Consider the following 15,914-nt stretch of genomic DNA (forward strand, 5'->3'; position numbering starts at 1 on the left):
AGAGGATTCCCGTGCCCGACGAACCGTCCGCATCCCGCGCAGAGGCCACTCGCGGCCGACTTCTCGCCGCCGCACTGGAGGCGTTCTCCGAACGCGGGTTCCACGCGACCACCACGCGCGACATCGCGTCGACCGCCGGAATGAGCTCAGCCGCGGTGTACGTCCACTACCGCTCGAAGGAAGAGCTGCTCTACGAGTTGTCGCACAGCGGGCACATCGCCACCATCACGATGATCAACGATGCCGACGACCCGGACGCCGACCCGGCAACCCGTCTCGCGGCGGTGATGCGCGCTTTCAGCGAGCACCACGCGAAGGGCCACACCAGCGCTCGGATCGTGAACTACGAGCTCACCGCCCTCGAGCCCGATCATCTGCGCGAGATCCTCACCCTCCGCCGCGAGATCACCCGCCGCGTCCGAGCCATCGTCGATGCAGGCGCCGAGTCCGGCCAGTTCGACGTCGACGATCCGCACAGCACCACGAACACCCTGCTGTCCATGGGCATCGACATCGCGCGCTGGTATCGAGAGGACGGTCACCTCTCCCCCGCCGAACTCGGCGAGTTCTACGCGCGGACGAGTCTGCGCGTCGTCGGAGCGAGTAGCGAACCGCGTCCGGACCGATGATCTGCGACACACCCGGGACCGCCGGGAACAAATAGGTGGCCCCATACGTCTGACAAGGTGTAGCAATGATGCACCGACCAGGTACGTCAATGATGAGACGGAGGAAGCCATGCCAGACATCGCAACGCCCGACACTGTCGTCTCCACCCCGCTGACCCTCGCTGATCGCTGCGATCGGTGCAGCGCGGCGGCCAAGGTGCGCGCTGAGCTCCCCACCGGGGGCGAGCTCCTGTTCTGCCGTCACCACTACAACGACCACGAAGCTCGTCTCGTCGAGCTCGGCGCCGTGGTGACGATCGACGCCTGACATCGGGCGAACGCCCACAACAGACCAGAGGCGAGCCGATCATCGGCTCGCCTCTGGTCTGTTCTGTGGCTACGTGCCCTACCAGCTGCGCAGAGCGGCGATCCGTTCGCGGAGCTGATCGCCGGTCGCCATCGCCGTCGGCGGGCCGCCGAGGCGTTCACGGAGATCGTTGTGGATCTGGCCGTGCGGTTTGCCGGTGCGCTGATTGTGCAGCGCGACAAGCGTGTTGAGCTCCTTGCGCAGCGCGAGAAGGTTCTCACCGGTCCGCTCGTTCGCGTTCGGCGCGGCCTTCGCCGCCTCGTCGTCGCGCGGACGGGACGACCGATTCGTCACCTGCTGAGCCTGTCGCTGTTGCAGGAGCGTGCGGACCTGGTCCGCGTCGAGGAGGCCCGGCAGGCCGAGGTAGTCCGATTCCTCCTCGGACCCGACGAACGTCGACGTCCCGAAGGACGAGCCGTCGTAGATCACCTGGTCGAGCTCGGCGTCGGCGTGCAACGACTGGAACGCCTTCTCCTCCTCGCCCGGCTCGTCCTTGCGCTTGTTCGCGTCGGTGAGAATCGCGTCGTCGAGCCCGTCCGACTCGCGGTGCGGCTTTCCGAGGACGTGATCACGTTCGGCTTCCAACTCGCTCGCCAGTTGCAGCAGGACCGTGACGGACGGCAGGAAGACGCTCGCCGTCTCACCTGGCCTGCGTGAGCGCACAAAACGCCCGATCGCCTGCGCGAAATACAGCGGGGTGGACGCATTGGTCGCGTACACGCCGACCGACAGGCGTGGCACGTCGACGCCTTCGGACACCATGCGGACCGCGACCATCCACTCGTCTGTCGAATTCGAGAACTCCTCGATGCGCGACGACGACTTCGGGTCGTCCGAGAGCACCACCGTCGGCTTCTTCCCCGTGATGGAGTGGAGCAGATCTGCGTAGTCGCGGGCGTTCTGCTGGTCCGTGGCGATCACCAGGCCGCCCGCATCGGGCACACCCGATTCCCGCAGTCGCATGAGTCGGCGGTGCGCAGCGGTGAACACCGCGTAGATCCAGTCGCCGTGGGGATCGAGCGCCGTACGCCACGCGCGTGCGGTCTGCTCCTGGGACAGCGGCTCACCCAGGCGTGCGGTGAACTCCTCACCTGCGCTGGTCCGCCAGCTCGCCTCACCCGAGTAGGCGAGGAACACGACCGGGCGGACGACGCCGTCGCGCAGCGCCTCGGAGTAGCCGTACGTGCTGTCGGCCTTCGAGCGCTGGCCGCCGCCCGGCTCGGGCTCGTACGTGACGAAGGGAATCGGCGAATCGTCTGATCGGAACGGCGTACCGGTCAGTGCCAGACGCCGCGTGGCGTCGCCGAACGCCTCCCGGATGCCGTCACCCCACGACTTCGCGTCGCCGCCGTGGTGGATCTCGTCGAGGATCACCAGTGTCTTGTACTGCTCGGTGCGCACTCGATGCCGATACGGGTGCGCGGCGACCTGCGCGTACGTGAGGACGACACCGTCGAAGTCCGAGCTCGTCGAGCCCGTCGAGTTCGAGAAGTTCGGGTCGAGGGCGATCCCGTTGCGGGCCGCTGAGGCCGCCCACTGGTGTTTGAGGTGTTCTGTCGGCGCCACGACGGTGATCCGCTCCACCGTGCGGTCCGCCAGCAGCTCCGACGCGACGCGCAGTCCGAATGTGGTCTTTCCCGCACCCGGCGTGGCGACGGCCAGGTAGTCCGTCGGGTTCGACGTCAGGTAGCGAGTGAGGGCCCGTCGCTGCCATGCGCGAAGCGGTGCCCCCGAGACGATTCTGCGGTCAGTGTCGACATCGGTACTGGTCACCATGCTCCTGTAGCTCGACTGTGGCTCGTCGTGCAGTCTCCCCCGCACCCGACCCGACGATTCTACCCGCCTCGCGCACCCGGTTCGCCACGCCAGGAAACCGGGTCGGTGATCGACCAGGTGACCCGCATCGGCCATGCTTGACACATCAACACCCACGGCACGTACCCCAGCGACGACGCCGCCGAGCTTCCACCGCCGGAGCCCGAGCAGGCGCGACGGCCGGTATTCCGGAGCCTTCCACGTCTGCTGTGGCGCACCATCGTGAAGTCGTGGGACGACTCCATCATCGGCTGGGCCGCGCAGGCCGCCTTCTGGCAGGCGCTGTCTCTTCCACCGCTGCTGCTCGGAGTGCTCGGCAGTATCGGCTATGTGGCCGGATGGTTCGGCCCGGACACCGTCCAGGTCGTGACCGAACGGATCCTCTCCTTCGCCGACCGCACGTTCACCCCGCAGGTCGTGAACGATCTGATTCAGCCGACGGTCGAGAACGTCCTAGGTCGAGGCCGAGTCACGATCATGTCCGTGGGTTTCATCCTGTCGCTGTGGGCGGGGTCGTCGGCGATGTCGTGCTTCGTTTCGTCGATCGTCCACGCGCACGGTCAGCACGACGTCCGGAATCCGGTGTGGCAGCGCATCTTCGCGCTGATCATCTACCTGTTCTTCCTGGTGATGGCGATTCTGGTGCTGCCCCTGGTGGCGTTGGGACCGACGTATCTGCGGAACATCGTGCCCGCGTCCTGGGGCCCGGCGATCAGCGACCTGATCGACTGGCTGTACTTCCCGTTCGTCGGTCTGCTGCTGATCGGGGCCCTGTCGGCGCTGTACCGCTTCGCACTGCCCAATCCGCTGCCGCGCAGGCGACTGGTGCCGGGCGCGATCCTCGCGGGTGTCGGATTCTGGCTGACCTCGTACGTCCTGCGGTTCTATCTGACCGCGGTCACCGACGCAGGGTACACATACGGCGCACTCGCGACACCTATCGCGTTCCTCCTGTTCACGTACTTCCTCGGCTTCGCGATCGTGGCGGGCGCCGAGCTCAATTCAGTGATTCAGGAATTCTGGCCCGCGAGGAAGGACGGCGCCGTCGTCCGGCATTGGGTCACGTCGCAGACCACCGAGTTGACCGACACCCTGCGGAACCGCGCCGTCGGTCGGCGCGGTTCCCCGGAGTGATCGGCTGACTCGCAGCGTCGCTGCTATTTCTTCATCTTCTCGTAGACCTTCTTGCACTTCTCGCACACCGGCGAACCGGGCTTGGCAGCCTTCGTCACCGGGAACGTCTCACCGCACAGTGCGACGACGTGGGTCCCCATGACGGCGCTCTCAGCCATCTTGTCCTTCTTCACGTAATGGAAGACCTTGGGAGTGTCGTCGTCCTGCTCGGTCCGTTCGTCGATATCGGGCCGTTCGATCGTCTGCGTTGCCATACAGCCATTGTGACGCACTGTGGAAGGATCGGGGTATGGCGCGCGACGAATCCGACCCCACGACATTCCTGATCACCGGCGCCGATGACGACCTCGAAGCGGTGTACCGGGCCCGCAAACGGCGTTATCTCATCATGATGTCGATCCGTGTGCCCGCGCTGATCATCGCCGCGATCGTGTACTCGATGACGCAGAACGGATGGATCGCACTGGCCATCATCGTCGCGTCGATCCCGATCCCGTGGATCGCCGTCCTCCGGGCCAACGACCGCGAGCCCCGCAAGCGCGGCGAGGTCCCGACCTACCACTACGGCGGCGGCTACACCGTCGGGCAGGCCGAGTTGGCCGCCGAACCGGCGCGCGACCGCTTCGCCGACGACGATCACCCGGTGATCGACGCCGAGATCGAGGCGCCCGATCAGCCCGGGGACACACCAAACGATAACCGAGCAGGCGGGCAGGACTCAGCACGATGATCGAACTCAAGACTCCAGCCGAAGTCGAGAAGATGGCCGTCACCGGTCGCTTCGTGGCGCAGGTCCTCGACGATCTCGCGCGTCGCGCTGAACCGGGCGTCAACCTGCTCGACCTGGAGCAGCGTGCGCGAACGATGGTCGCCGACCGCGGAGCCGTCAGCTGCTATTGGGACTACGCGCCCTCGTTCGGGAGCGGCCCGTTCGGCAACGTGATCTGCCTGTCGGTCAACGACGCCGTCCTGCACGGTCTGCCCCGCGACCACGTGCTCGCGCCGGGCGACGTGCTGACCCTCGACTTCGCCGTGTCGATCGACGGGTGGGTGGCCGACGCCGCCCGCACCGTTCGGGTGGGAGTCGAGGACGATCCCACACACCCGGACGCACAACTGATCGCATCCACCGAGCGAGCGCTCGCCGCGGCCGTCGCCGAAATGGTTCCGGGCCACCGACTCGGTGACGTGTCCTGCGCGATCGGCGAGGTCGCCGTCGCCGAGGGCTACCGAGTGAACACCCAGTTCGGCGGGCACGGTCTCGGGCGGACGATGCACGAGGATCCGCACGTCCCCAACCTCGGCCGTCGCGGTAAGGGACCACTCCTACGCCCCGGTGCGACGCTGGCGCTCGAGCCGTGGTGGGCGATCGGAACCGAACGCCTCGTCGCCGATCCGGACGGCTGGACCCTGCGGTCGGCGGACGGTTCGATGACCGCGCACTCCGAGCACACCGTCGCGGTCACCGACGACGGCCCGCGGATCCTCACGACTCTCGACTGATCCGCCAGGCGTTCATCCGGCTGACGGCCCGTCCCGCATCGGGAAGCGCACGAGTCAACGCGGATGCGAGGTCGTCCCGCTCGCAGGACGCCCACACGTCGATCCGGACGTCCGCGTCGTGTGCGACGTCGAGGACCGTCGCCCATCGAGCGAGCGGGTCGACGCCGTCCGGGACGTCGAGACCCACGATCACCCAGTGATCGAACCGTTCGGCGAGTTTCAGGTAGTCCGCAGCCGCGGTCGGCGCGTCGCAGAGCGCTGCGAATTCCATCCAGACCGTCCCGGCGTCACGTCCCAGCAGCCGAACCGCTCGACAGTGCACACCGCGCGTGCCGACGGGCGGCGGTCCGAGCGTCGCACCGACCATCCACCGGCCGCCGCGGAATCCGGTCGTGCCGCCGTCGGCCCGCAGATCGTGCGCTCCCCCGACGTCGACGATCGTGAACACGTCCTCGATGAATGCGATCGTCGGCTCGAAGCCGGCGTGAAAGAGCGGATTCGGCATCTGCTCGGCCGGAGTTCGGTTGGATGTGACGATCACTCTGATCTCGCGTGAGATCAGAGCGCGCAGAACCCGATCCAGGAACACGCCGTCCGCCGGATCGTGCACCGCGAACTCGTCGAGACAGAGCACGTCCACTCCGCGCAGCACTGCGTCCAGTCCCCCGCGCCATCCGCCGCTCCTGTCGATCGCCGCATGCAGGTCGGCGAAGAATTCGTGGACGTGGCGCCGACGGACGGCCGTCCCGGTGGCAGTGACGACGCCGACGAACCAGTCGACGACCTGGGTCTTCCCGCGACCTGGCGGTCCGCACAGATACACGGGCCCGTCACAGGCGAGCGCCTCGGCCGCCGCCGACTGACCATCGGTCAGACGCATGCCCGATTCCGACGCCACCTGTCCGATGCCGTCGACGATCCGCCGGCGGGAGCGCACCCCCGGCCGGAGGCGGCGACGCACTCGCCTCGTCACCTTCGTGGATCCACCCATGTCCATGACTCTATGTTCATAGAGTCTGGTTGGATGGCAGACGTGCCGGACCTCACTCGCCGCGACGCGATCTGCGACGCCGCCCTCGACCTCGCCGCCGACGGCGGCAATCGCGCGGTGACCCACAGCGGTGTCGACAGGCTGCTCGAACTCCCTGCCGGGTCGACGTCGTACTACTTCCGCACCCGCCGAGCACTCCTCGACGGTGCGATCGGGCGTCTCACGGAGGATTCACGGACCGCGTTCGCACGCCTCGACCCTGCTGATCCAGCCGAGACGATCGGCGCCTACCTGCACTCGCTCGTGACCGCCAGGAGTCGCGATGTGCGCGCGAGGTTCGCGTTGGCCTCCGACACGTCACATGATCACCAGCTTCGGGACGATCTCGCACGCTGTCTGTTCTCCCACGACGGCGCCGTTGCGTTGTTCGCCTCCACCGGCTCGCCCGCACCCGCCGCCGACGCCGCCGACCTGCTTGTCTTCTGCGAAGGGGTCGCGGCGTCGCACCTGTTCGGAGCGACGCCGACACCAGCCGACCTGACCGCCGCGGTTCGTCGACGATTCCGCCTGTAGAAGGTCTCAGAGACTTCTCAGGGACGTCGGGAACCTTTCGCCGACCGAACACGTTGAACCTCGTGAACGCACACGAACAGCGCACACTTGGAGGTCGTATGTCTCGCACGACGATTGCACGCCCCACTGCAGTTCCCGCCGCCCGGACCCGCCCGGCATTGACAGAGCAGGATCTCGACGCTCAGTCGCCATCCGCCGACCTGGTCCGCGTCTACCTGAACGGCATCGGCCGCACGGCACTGCTGAACGCCGAGCAGGAGGTGGAGCTCGCCAAGCAGATCGAAGCAGGCCTCTACGCGAAACACCTCCTCGCGACCAAGAAGCGCCTCACCGCCGCCAAGAAGCGCGATCTGAACATCATCGCCCGCGAGGGCGACGCCGCTCGCGCTCACCTGCTCGAAGCCAACCTTCGACTCGTCGTGTCGCTCGCCAAGCGCTACACCGGCCGCGGCATGCCGCTCCTGGACCTGATCCAGGAAGGCAACCTCGGTCTGATCCGCGCCGCCGAGAAGTTCGACTACGCGAAGGGCTTCAAGTTCTCGACGTACGCCACCTGGTGGATCCGTCAGGCGATCAGCCGCGGCATGGCCGACCAGAGCCGCACGATCCGTCTGCCCGTCCACCTCGTGGAGCAGGTGAACAAGCTCGCCCGCATTCGCCGTGAACTGCACCAGCAGCTGGGACGCGAAGCCACCGACGACGAGCTGGCCGCCGAGTCGGGCATCCCCGCGGAGAAGATCGCCGATCTCATGGACCACAGCCGGGACCCGGTGAGCCTCGACATGCCGGTGGGCTCCGATGAGGAGGCGCCCCTCGGCGACTTCATCGAAGACTCCGAGGCGACGTCGGCCGAGACCGTTGTCATCGCCAACCTGCTCCACTCGGACATCCGGTTGGTGCTCGGCACGCTCGACGAACGCGAGCAGGCCGTCATCACGATGCGTTTCGGCCTCGACGACGGTCAGCCGCGCACGCTCGACCAGATCGGACGCGCATTCGGGCTGTCGCGTGAGCGCGTCCGCCAGATCGAACGCGACGTGATGGGCAAGCTGCGTCAGGGCGACCGGGCGGACAAGCTGCGCGCCTACGCCAGCTGATCCGCCCGGGTCCTCCTACCCGAGCCGCCTAGGCCCGGTGTCCGCGAGAGTGGGCACCGGGCCGACGCGCATCCACGCCCCCAGCACCGCGATGCCGTCCGCCGACGCGAGGACGGGATCACATCGCACACTGCGGATCTCGGGCACGGCGTCGACCAACGCAGACACACGCAGCAGCAGGTCCACGAGGTGTTCGGTGTCGACGGCGTCGTCCACCGGACCGGCTTCCAAGAGCATCGCCGCCTGTGGTTCCACGACCAGTTCCCGCGCATCCGCCTCGGTCAACGGCACCGCCCGGTAACCGCGGTCGCCGAGGACGTCGAACAGGCGACCCGACAACCCGAAACTGAGGAGAGGGCCGAACGACGCGTTGTCGGTCACCGAGATCGACGTGCCGAGGCCCTTGGGCGCCATCTTCTGCACATGCAGCACCGTGTCGCCGGTCAGCGCCTGCAGTTCGGCGAACGCAGTCAGCACGCTGGTGGCGTCCGGCAGGTCCAGGCGTGCGCCTTCCCTGTCCACGCGGCCGACCCACGACTTCGACGTCGCCTTCACCGCGACCGGGAATCCGAACTCACGCGCGGCGGCCGACGCCTCCTGCATCGTGCGGACTTCGCGGAACGGCACCACGTTGATGCCGAAGTAGGCGAGCACCCTCGCCGACTCGACCCGAGTGAGCTCACGAGGACCGTCGGCCATCGCCTCGCGAACGAACGACCGGGCGTCCTCGGCTGCGGCGCCCTCGAACGTTCGGACCTGCGACGGTGGTCGCGATCGCCACGCCGAGTACTTCCACGCGTGCGCGAGGGCATTCGCCGCACGTTCGGGCGTCGAGTACGACGGGATCGAACCGCGCACGGGCATCCCGTCCGGACCCGATCGGGACAGCCCCGGCGGCACACCCTCCACCGCGAGGAACGTGGTGACCACGGGTTTCGACGGAACGTCTCCCCCGTCCGCGGGACGCACCGCCTCCATCAGACCGTGTGCGTAGTCCGCTGCATCGACCGCGACCGGAGGCACGAACACCACGATCACCGCATCAACGGACTCGTCGTTCATCGCGACCGCTACCGCCGCGGACAGATCTGGCTGCGTGACCGCCGGACCGAGGTCGACCATGGCCACGACGTCGAGCCCGGAGGCGCGCGCCGTGTTCGCGGCCAACGACGCGATGACCGACGAGTTGCCGATGATCGCCGTTCGCGGCCCCGCGGGCAACGGCTGGTATGCGAGGATCGCTCCGCAGTCGAAGAGTTCGGTCAACGTCTCCACTTGGATCACGCCCGCTTGGCCGAGCACCATGTGCGCGATCGCGTCGTCTCGCCCTGCTTCGCGGGTGCGTGCCGCCCGGCTCTGCGTCATCGCGCCGCGTCCGGACTTGATCGCGACGATCGGCTTCGACTCGGCGACACGTCGGGCGATGCGGCTGAACTTGCGTGGATTTCCGAAACTCTCCAGGTAGAGCAGCACCACGTCGGTGCTCTCGTCGGTGTCCCAGTACTGCAGCACGTCGTTGCCCGACACGTCGGCGCGGTTTCCCGCCGACACGAATGTCGACAGGCCCAGCCCCCGATGGGCGGCGGTGTCGAGAATCGCGATGCCCAGCGCGCCCGACTGGCAGAAGAACCCGACGCGGCCCGGGCCCGGCACCCGCGGTGCCAGGGTGGCGTTGAGTCCGATGTCCAGGTCCGCGTTGATGACGCCGAGAGCGTTCGGCCCCACCAGGCGCATCCCGTGCGCTCGGACCCGCTCGGCGAGCCGGCGTTCGGACTCCAGCCCCGCCTCACCGCTCTCACCGAACCCAGCCGACACCACGACCAGAGTCCGAACCCCCTTGGCGAGACAGTCGCTGAGCACATCGTCCATCCCTGCGGCGGGCACGGCGACCACAGCGAGGTCGACGGGATCGGGAATGGCGCGAACGCTCGGATACGACCGAATGCCGCGCACCGACGGCGGAGCGGGTCGCGGCTCGCGGACCGGCCTGCGCTGGGTCGGTGCTGCGAACTTCGAGACGTGTTCCTCGGGTTCGGGCTCGTCGACCGGTGCGCCGGGACCGTTCACCGGGAACACGGGTCCGGTGAATCCGCCCGCAATGATGTTCGCGAGCAGGACGTTGCCGACCTTCTTGGTGTCCGTCGACGCGCCGATCACCGCGATGGACTGCGGATGGAGGAGATTGGCGATGCTTCGCGCCTCCGACGCCCGTTCGCGGGCGTTGCGCACCGACGTCAACGCCTCGCTCGGGTCGATCAGGAACTCCACGTGCACGGTGCTGCCGTCGAATGCCCGGCTCACCTGGTAACCGGCGTCGCGGAACACCGCGACCATGTTCGGGTTCTCGGAGAGCACCTCTGCCTCGAAGCGCGTGAATCCGTGTTCTGCCGCGGCGCCCGCCAGGTGCTCGAGCAGGATCGGCCCGAGACCACGACCCTGATGGTGATCGGCGACGACGAACGCGACCTCGGCGGACTCCGGTTTGCCGTCGGCCGCCAGCCCTTCGTACACGCCCATCGCGATGATCTCGTCGCCGAGGAGCGCCAGGAAGGCGGCCCGGTTCTTGTAGTCGACGGTCGTCATGCGGACCACTTCGCGTGGCGGCAGCGTCGGGGTGGGTCCGAAGTAGCGGAGGTAGCGTGTGCGTTCGCTCAGCCCGTTGTGGAACTCGACGAGGGCGTCGGCGTCGGCAGGGACGATCGGCCGCAGGTGAACGACGCCGCCGTCCGAGGCGAGTACGTCGGCCACCCAGTGGCGAGGGTATTCGGTGTCAGTCACGGGGGTCCTCCGGATCGAGGCCGTGCAGAGGGAACACGGCGCGGCGGGTGGCGAGGATCGCCTTGTCGGTCTGGCGTTGAGCGTTCTCGGAGATGCCGTCCGGAGGCGGAGCCCCGGCGTCGCCGTCCCATGGCACATAAGCGAGGTCGCCGCCGTCGCCCATCGTCGACTCCGGCGGTCTCGAGTAGTCGGGATGCACGGCCTGCTCCGCCGCGGCGGCCTCGGCGAGCCAGTCGGCGCCGATCGGCGTCGAGGGGTCGACGTCCCTGTCGAGCGCCATGCCGATCAAGTGCGTCCAAGCGCGTGGCACGACGTTGATCACGCCGTATCCGCCGCCGCCGACGGCGAGCCATCGGCCGTCGCAGTAGGTGTCCGCGAGGTCCCGCAGGGCGCGCATCGCGGACGCCTGACCGTCGACGGTCAGCGCCAGATCGGTGAGCGGGTCGGCCACGTGGGAGTCGACACCGGCCTGCGTGACGATGATCTGCGGTTTGAACGACGCGATCATCGAGGGGACGACGGCGTGGAACGCCCGAAGCCACAACCGGTCTGTGACACCGGGCATGAGGCCGAGGTTCACCGATGCGCCCTCGGCGTGTCCGTCACCGATCTCGGTGGTCCATCCGGTGCCGGGCCAGAGCGTCGCCGGGTGCTGGTGGACTGAGATCGTCATGACCCGCGGGTCGCTGTAAAACTGGTGCTGGACGCCGTCGCCGTGGTGAGCGTCGATGTCGACGTACGCGATCCGGTCGTATCCCTGCGCGAGCAGCCATTCGATGGCGATCGAGCAGTCGTTGTAGATGCAGAAGCCCGCTGCGTGCCCCGGCATGGCGTGATGCATGCCGCCGCCGATGTTCACCGCACGCGTCACCGCGCCGGAGGTGATGGCCTGCGCTGCGGCGAGCGTGCCGCCGACGAGCATCGATCCGGCCTCGTGCATGGATTCGAACACCGGGTTGTCGTCGTTGCCCAACCCGAACAACCGTTGCAGCAGGGCGTTGTTCGACGCGGTGGCCCCCGACCCGACCGCGCGCACGGCGTCGATGTACGACCGCGTGTGGACAGTCGAGAGGATCGTGTCGTCCACCGGCAGCGGTTCGGCGGGCTCGACGTCGTCGAGCAGGCCGAGACTCCGCGACAGCGACATCGTCAACGCGAGCCGGATGGGGCTCATCGGGTGGGTGTACGCCCACTTGTAGTCGAGGAAATGATCGCTCCAGATGATCGCGGCATTCACCCCGCCAACGCTATAGGTTCTGCTCGCGCACATGTGGCCGACACTCGCCGAATCGCGTGAGCCGACCGGTAGTCACCGCCGGCCGATCACTTTGGGTAACCTGAGAGTTCAGCGAAAGGACCATGGCTGCCGTGAACGATCTTGTCGACACCACAGAGATGTACCTGCGGACGATCTACGACCTCGAAGAGGAGGGAATCGTCCCCCTCCGCGCACGCATCGCGGAACGTTTGGAGCAGAGCGGCCCCACCGTCTCGCAGACCGTTGCGCGAATGGAACGCGACGGGCTGGTGCGTGTCGCCGGTGATCGTCACCTCGAACTGACTCCGGCCGGCCGCTCCCTCGCGGTCTCCGTGATGCGCAAGCACCGTCTCGCCGAGCGACTGCTCGTCGACGTCATCGGCATGCCGTGGGAAGAGGTCCACGACGAGGCCTGCCGCTGGGAGCACGTGATGAGCGAGAACGTCGAGCGACGTCTCCTGGCGGTCCTGGACAATCCGACCACGTCGCCCTACGGCAATCCGATCCCGGGACTCGAAGAACTCGGCGTCGCGCCGACACCCGAAGCGGGCGACACAGTGGTCCGCCTCGTCGACCTGCCCGAGGGCGAGTCCGCGGTGATCGTGCGACGGATGTCCGAGCACGCGCAGGCCGATCCCGAGCTGATCGCCGACCTCCGCGAGGCGGGCGTGGTCCCCAACGCACGCGTGAGCGCCAACGTCGGACCGCGGGCGGTCATCATCAGCACTCCGGGCCACGAGGGCCTCACGTTGTCGTCGGAGATGGCGCACGCGATCTTCGTCGTCCCCGCCTGATCGTCGCCCCGCAGCCGATCGTCATCCCGCAGCGCTGTATGTCGCGGGCGGGATCTGAACGCCGAGGCGGCGTGCGAGGTCGAACGACAGGTCGGCCAGTCCGTCGAGGTCGCGCGGGCGCATGCCGTTGAGCAGTGCCGTGTCGAGAAGGTTGGCGAGTCCGTACGACGGGTCCGCAGCCAGCGCGACCTCGAACGCGACGGACGCCATGGCACCCGATCCCTCCATGTAGTGCAGGTACCCGAGGAGGGTGGCGGCGGCCGCGCGCGGCGTCCCGGCGAGCCGACGGGTGAGGTCGAGCCACACCTCTTCGGCTGCGTGCCGGTGGACGGTGAGGCACAGCCCGAGCAGTGCATCGCGGACGTGGACCGAGGTCAACGCATCCGCCAGCTCGTCGACCCGCCTGCACGCCATCGGCGTGGGCTGTCCACCGGTGCGGGCCAGGACGGTCTCGTACACCAGTGCCAGCCGATCGGCGTCGGTGCTCTCGATCGGACCACCAGCACCGATCCCTTCACCTGTGCGGCATTCGTCCCCGTCGTCACAGTGCGCCGTGGACGCCAGGAGATCGGCCATCTCCGAGCGTCTGCGGAGGATCCCGCGGCCGTGTTCGACGGCCTTCGCCAGGGCGACCGGCGAGCACTGAGGGTCGCTGAGCGTTCCCGACTCGGCGATGTCTATCGGGAACATCGAGAACGGCGCCGCCGACCGCCACACCGTCCGCCACTGCGCGCCCAGCGACATGTCTCCCACGGCGAACGCCGCCGTCACTCCCCCCGCGGGTCGGAGTGCGCGGTGCAGTTCGCGGAACAGGTGGGTGAACGCCGGATGGTCGGGCGCGAACCGATCGTCGACGGCGACCGCGATGACATTCGTCGCGCCGTAGTCTGCTCCGAGACCGCCGAGTTGTGCGAACACCTTCTTGAGGGCTGCGGGCGGTCGGCCGCCGCGAGTCCACAGCAGGTCGTGCCGCATGGTCGCGGTGACCTGCGAGCGCGCATCGAAGCACATCAGGATGATGGACCGTTCCGGCACGAATCCGAACAGTGCCGGAATGGCCGCGAGAAGCGGATCGGGATCGGCGACGGTGACTGAGCCCTCAAGACGGGTGGTGATGGTGATCTTCATGGCGCTCACTGTGCGCCGAGAATCACCTCGTCGACGGCCCTGACCACGACCCGTGGACAACCGATTCGGTTGTCCACAGATTCACCTGCGGTGATGCACGTCGTCGTGCACCCGCGCGAGTCGTCACTCGCCGAATGCGGCTGTCGAAGCGGCGTCGAACAGCGCGCGTGTGGCGGCCTCCTCGTCGGCCGACAACGTCGCGGACGGGTACCGGTTCTGGACGTACAGCCGAGTCGAGCCCTCCTGCCGGACGAGTTCGTACACGTGCGCGTACGCGGTGCCGTTCGCGACGAGATCACGACGGTTGACGATCACCTCGGTCGAGGTGTCGACGGTGGTGGTGATCGTCGTGCCGACGGTTCCGCCGAGGCGGAACGTCTGGCAGATGCCGTCGACGAAGTCGGCACGACTGTCGGATGCACGCGCGACCATGACCGTCAGAGTGCCGCCCGCCGGGCCGCCGGGACCCACCACGACGTGTGCGCTGTCGCCGTCCACCGGCGCGGGCGTGCACTCCTCCGGGTCGTTGACGGCGCGGAGCGGGCGGAACGTGATGTCGGCGATCGCACCGGGCACGCCGGCCCGTGGAACCGCGGTCGCAGGTCCGTACGGGAACGCGGAGACCTCGACGACTTTCGTCGAGAGATCGGGTTCGCGGACGGCGCCGCCGTCGACACCACACGCGGTCGTGCCGACAAGCACGGCCACCGCGACAACACCACACTTCACTCCAGTCACAACACGCACGCCCCTCACTGTGCCACGTCTGCCACCTGCGGGGAATGGTCGCATCGGAAACCGTGTTGAAGCGCATGACTCCCGTACGGGACAATGGAAACTCTTGTGGTGCACTCGACGCACCATCGTCAAGGAAGGGGCACCCGTGAACGACAACTCGATGGAGCCGCGTTCGCTGTACGAGCTCGAATTCCCCGCACCCGCCGTCTCCGGCGCCGAGGGCGACGGCCCGGTGCTGATCCACGCACTCGAGGGCTACGCCGACGCAGGCCACGCCGTCGCGCTCGCCGCATCGCACCTGCGCGACGCCCTCGACACCGAACTGGTCGCGACGTTCAACACCGACGAGCTGATCGACTACCGGTCACGTCGACCGATGATCTCCTTCTCCGGCACCCAATTCGACGGCATCACCATGCCGAAGCTGACCATGCACGCGGTCAAAGACAATGCGGGAGTGCCGTTCCTGCTGCTCGAGGGCCCCGAACCCGACCTTCGCTGGGATCGATTCACCGAGGCGCTCGCAGCGCTCGCCGAGCACTTCGGAGTCTCCCAGGTCGTCGGCCTCAACTCGATCCCGATGGCCGTCCCCCACACCCGCCCAGCCTCGGTCACCGCGCACGGCAACGACAAGGACGCGCTCGCCGACCTCAACAAATGGGGCAATCCGTTGAAGCTCCCCGCGAGCGCATCGATGCTGCTCGAACTCCGTCTCGGCGAAGCGGGCTACCGCACCGCGGGCCTGTCCGCGCATGTGCCGCACTACCTGGCGCAGACGAACTACCCGGCCGCCGCCGCCTCGCTCGTCGAGAACATCGGCGTCGTCACCGGACTCGAGCTGCCGATCGCCGCACTGACCAACGCCGCCGCGGAGGTCCGCAAGCAGATCGACGGCGAAGTCGAGGGCAACGAGGAGATCTCGTCGGTCGTGTCCGCGCTCGAGAACCAGTACGACGCCTACATGCGGTCGCAGGAGGAGCAGGCCTCGCTCCTGGCGCCGGACGAATCCATGCCAACCGGCGACGAACTCGGCGCCGAGTTCGAGAAGTTCCTCGCCGAACACGCCGCAGAGTTCGGCGACACAGATGAAGGACGTGATCAGGTCTGACCGACCAGACCCCCACCGCCCC

16 protein-coding genes are annotated in these 15,914 nt (G+C 67.8%); 9 read left to right on the forward strand and 7 right to left on the reverse strand.

Features of this window, described 5'->3' with window-relative positions:
• Positions 1-11 precede the first annotated feature (11 nt).
• Positions 12-629, forward strand: a complete 618-nt coding sequence (locus GM1_RS12130; protein WP_008379232.1) for a TetR/AcrR family transcriptional regulator — start codon at positions 12-14, stop codon at positions 627-629.
• A gap of 109 nt (positions 630-738) precedes the next feature.
• Positions 739-936 carry a DUF7455 domain-containing protein gene (locus GM1_RS12135; protein ID WP_008379233.1) on the forward strand — a complete coding sequence of 66 codons (198 nt, stop codon included), beginning with the start codon at positions 739-741 and terminating at the stop codon, positions 934-936.
• Between the two features lie 78 nt (positions 937-1,014).
• On the opposite strand, the gene GM1_RS12140 is transcribed toward GM1_RS12135, so the two are convergent.
• Entirely contained in the window at positions 1,015-2,751 is a 1,737-nt protein-coding gene (locus tag GM1_RS12140; protein ID WP_052005392.1) for a DEAD/DEAH box helicase, read from the reverse strand.
• A gap of 144 nt (positions 2,752-2,895) precedes the next feature.
• On the opposite strand from GM1_RS12140, the gene GM1_RS12145 reads away from it, so the two are divergent.
• A complete protein-coding gene (locus GM1_RS12145) occupies positions 2,896-3,924 on the forward strand; it encodes a YihY/virulence factor BrkB family protein (RefSeq protein WP_157435988.1) in 1,029 nt (342 codons plus the stop codon).
• 23 nt (positions 3,925-3,947) lie between these two features.
• Here GM1_RS12145 and GM1_RS12150 read toward each other — a convergent pair whose 3' ends face one another.
• The gene (locus GM1_RS12150; RefSeq protein ID WP_008379238.1) at positions 3,948-4,178 is read right to left on the reverse strand and encodes a DUF3039 domain-containing protein; all 231 of its coding nucleotides are present in this window, start codon (positions 4,176-4,178) and stop codon (positions 3,948-3,950) included.
• Between the two features lie 35 nt (positions 4,179-4,213).
• On the opposite strand from GM1_RS12150, the gene GM1_RS12155 reads away from it, so the two are divergent.
• A complete protein-coding gene (locus tag GM1_RS12155) occupies positions 4,214-4,654 on the forward strand; it encodes a DUF3099 domain-containing protein (RefSeq protein ID WP_008379240.1) in 441 nt (146 codons plus the stop codon).
• Positions 4,651-5,427 carry a type I methionyl aminopeptidase gene (gene map / locus GM1_RS12160; RefSeq protein WP_008379241.1) on the forward strand — a complete coding sequence of 259 codons (777 nt, stop codon included), beginning with the start codon at positions 4,651-4,653 and terminating at the stop codon, positions 5,425-5,427. The genes GM1_RS12155 and map overlap by 4 nt, the downstream gene beginning before the upstream one ends.
• On the opposite strand, the gene zapE is transcribed toward map, so the two are convergent.
• A complete protein-coding gene (gene zapE / locus GM1_RS12165; RefSeq protein WP_223291342.1) occupies positions 5,411-6,418 on the reverse strand; it encodes an AFG1/ZapE family ATPase in 1,008 nt (335 codons plus the stop codon). The two genes, map and zapE, sit on opposite strands and share 17 nt — an antisense overlap.
• Positions 6,419-6,451: 33 nt before the next feature.
• On the opposite strand from zapE, the gene GM1_RS12170 reads away from it, so the two are divergent.
• Both GM1_RS12170 and GM1_RS12175 read left to right on the forward strand, forming a co-directional pair.
• Positions 6,452-6,991, forward strand: a complete 540-nt coding sequence (locus tag GM1_RS12170) for a TetR/AcrR family transcriptional regulator (protein ID WP_008379243.1) — start codon at positions 6,452-6,454, stop codon at positions 6,989-6,991.
• A 98-nt stretch (positions 6,992-7,089) separates the two neighbouring features.
• Positions 7,090-8,088 (forward strand): sigma-70 family RNA polymerase sigma factor, encoded by a 999-nt coding sequence (locus tag GM1_RS12175; protein WP_008379244.1) that lies wholly within the window; start codon positions 7,090-7,092, stop codon positions 8,086-8,088.
• Between the two features lie 15 nt (positions 8,089-8,103).
• Here the strand turns inward: GM1_RS12175 and GM1_RS12180 are convergent, their stop codons facing one another.
• Together GM1_RS12180 and GM1_RS12185 are read right to left on the reverse strand one after the other, a co-directional pair.
• Complete coding sequence (locus GM1_RS12180) at positions 8,104-10,866, reverse strand: bifunctional acetate--CoA ligase family protein/GNAT family N-acetyltransferase (protein ID WP_008379245.1); 2,763 nt, start codon at positions 10,864-10,866, stop codon at positions 8,104-8,106.
• Entirely contained in the window at positions 10,859-12,103 is a 1,245-nt protein-coding gene (locus GM1_RS12185; protein ID WP_008379246.1) for an acetoin utilization protein AcuC, read from the reverse strand. The genes GM1_RS12180 and GM1_RS12185 overlap by 8 nt, the downstream gene beginning before the upstream one ends.
• Positions 12,104-12,234: 131 nt before the next feature.
• Between GM1_RS12185 and GM1_RS12190 the strand changes: the two genes are divergently transcribed.
• Positions 12,235-12,918 (forward strand): iron-dependent transcriptional repressor DtxR, encoded by a 684-nt coding sequence (locus GM1_RS12190; RefSeq protein ID WP_040520028.1) that lies wholly within the window; start codon positions 12,235-12,237, stop codon positions 12,916-12,918.
• Between the two features lie 21 nt (positions 12,919-12,939).
• Here the strand turns inward: GM1_RS12190 and GM1_RS12195 are convergent, their stop codons facing one another.
• Positions 12,940-14,046 carry a DUF4192 domain-containing protein gene (locus GM1_RS12195; protein ID WP_008379248.1) on the reverse strand — a complete coding sequence of 369 codons (1,107 nt, stop codon included), beginning with the start codon at positions 14,044-14,046 and terminating at the stop codon, positions 12,940-12,942.
• Positions 14,047-14,169: 123 nt separating this feature from the next.
• Complete coding sequence (locus tag GM1_RS12200; protein ID WP_223291341.1) at positions 14,170-14,793, reverse strand: hypothetical protein; 624 nt, start codon at positions 14,791-14,793, stop codon at positions 14,170-14,172.
• A 151-nt stretch (positions 14,794-14,944) separates the two neighbouring features.
• Between GM1_RS12200 and GM1_RS12205 the strand changes: the two genes are divergently transcribed.
• Complete coding sequence (locus GM1_RS12205) at positions 14,945-15,892, forward strand: proteasome assembly chaperone family protein (protein WP_373278343.1); 948 nt, start codon at positions 14,945-14,947, stop codon at positions 15,890-15,892.
• Positions 15,893-15,914 lie beyond the last annotated feature (22 nt).

The sequence above is a fragment of the Gordonia malaquae NBRC 108250 genome, assembly GCF_000344135.1.
Lineage (GTDB): Bacteria > Actinomycetota > Actinomycetes > Mycobacteriales > Mycobacteriaceae > Gordonia > Gordonia malaquae.

Excerpts from the sequence above, each read along its gene's own strand:
- GM1_RS12135 (WP_008379233.1), top strand. The coding sequence starts at position 739 with ATGCCAGACATCGCAACGCCCGACACTGTCGTCTCCACCCCGCTGACC.
- GM1_RS12140 (WP_052005392.1), bottom strand. The coding sequence starts at position 2,751 with ATGGTGACCAGTACCGATGTCGACACTGACCGCAGAATCGTCTCGGGG.
- GM1_RS12150 (WP_008379238.1), bottom strand. The coding sequence starts at position 4,178 with ATGGCAACGCAGACGATCGAACGGCCCGATATCGACGAACGGACCGAG.
- GM1_RS12155 (WP_008379240.1), top strand. The coding sequence starts at position 4,214 with ATGGCGCGCGACGAATCCGACCCCACGACATTCCTGATCACCGGCGCC.
- map (WP_008379241.1), top strand. The coding sequence starts at position 4,651 with ATGATCGAACTCAAGACTCCAGCCGAAGTCGAGAAGATGGCCGTCACC.
- zapE (WP_223291342.1), bottom strand. The coding sequence starts at position 6,418 with ATGGGTGGATCCACGAAGGTGACGAGGCGAGTGCGTCGCCGCCTCCGG.
- GM1_RS12170 (WP_008379243.1), top strand. The coding sequence starts at position 6,452 with ATGGCAGACGTGCCGGACCTCACTCGCCGCGACGCGATCTGCGACGCC.
- GM1_RS12175 (WP_008379244.1), top strand. The coding sequence starts at position 7,090 with ATGTCTCGCACGACGATTGCACGCCCCACTGCAGTTCCCGCCGCCCGG.
- GM1_RS12195 (WP_008379248.1), bottom strand. The coding sequence starts at position 14,046 with ATGAAGATCACCATCACCACCCGTCTTGAGGGCTCAGTCACCGTCGCC.
- GM1_RS12205 (WP_373278343.1), top strand. The coding sequence starts at position 14,945 with ATGGAGCCGCGTTCGCTGTACGAGCTCGAATTCCCCGCACCCGCCGTC.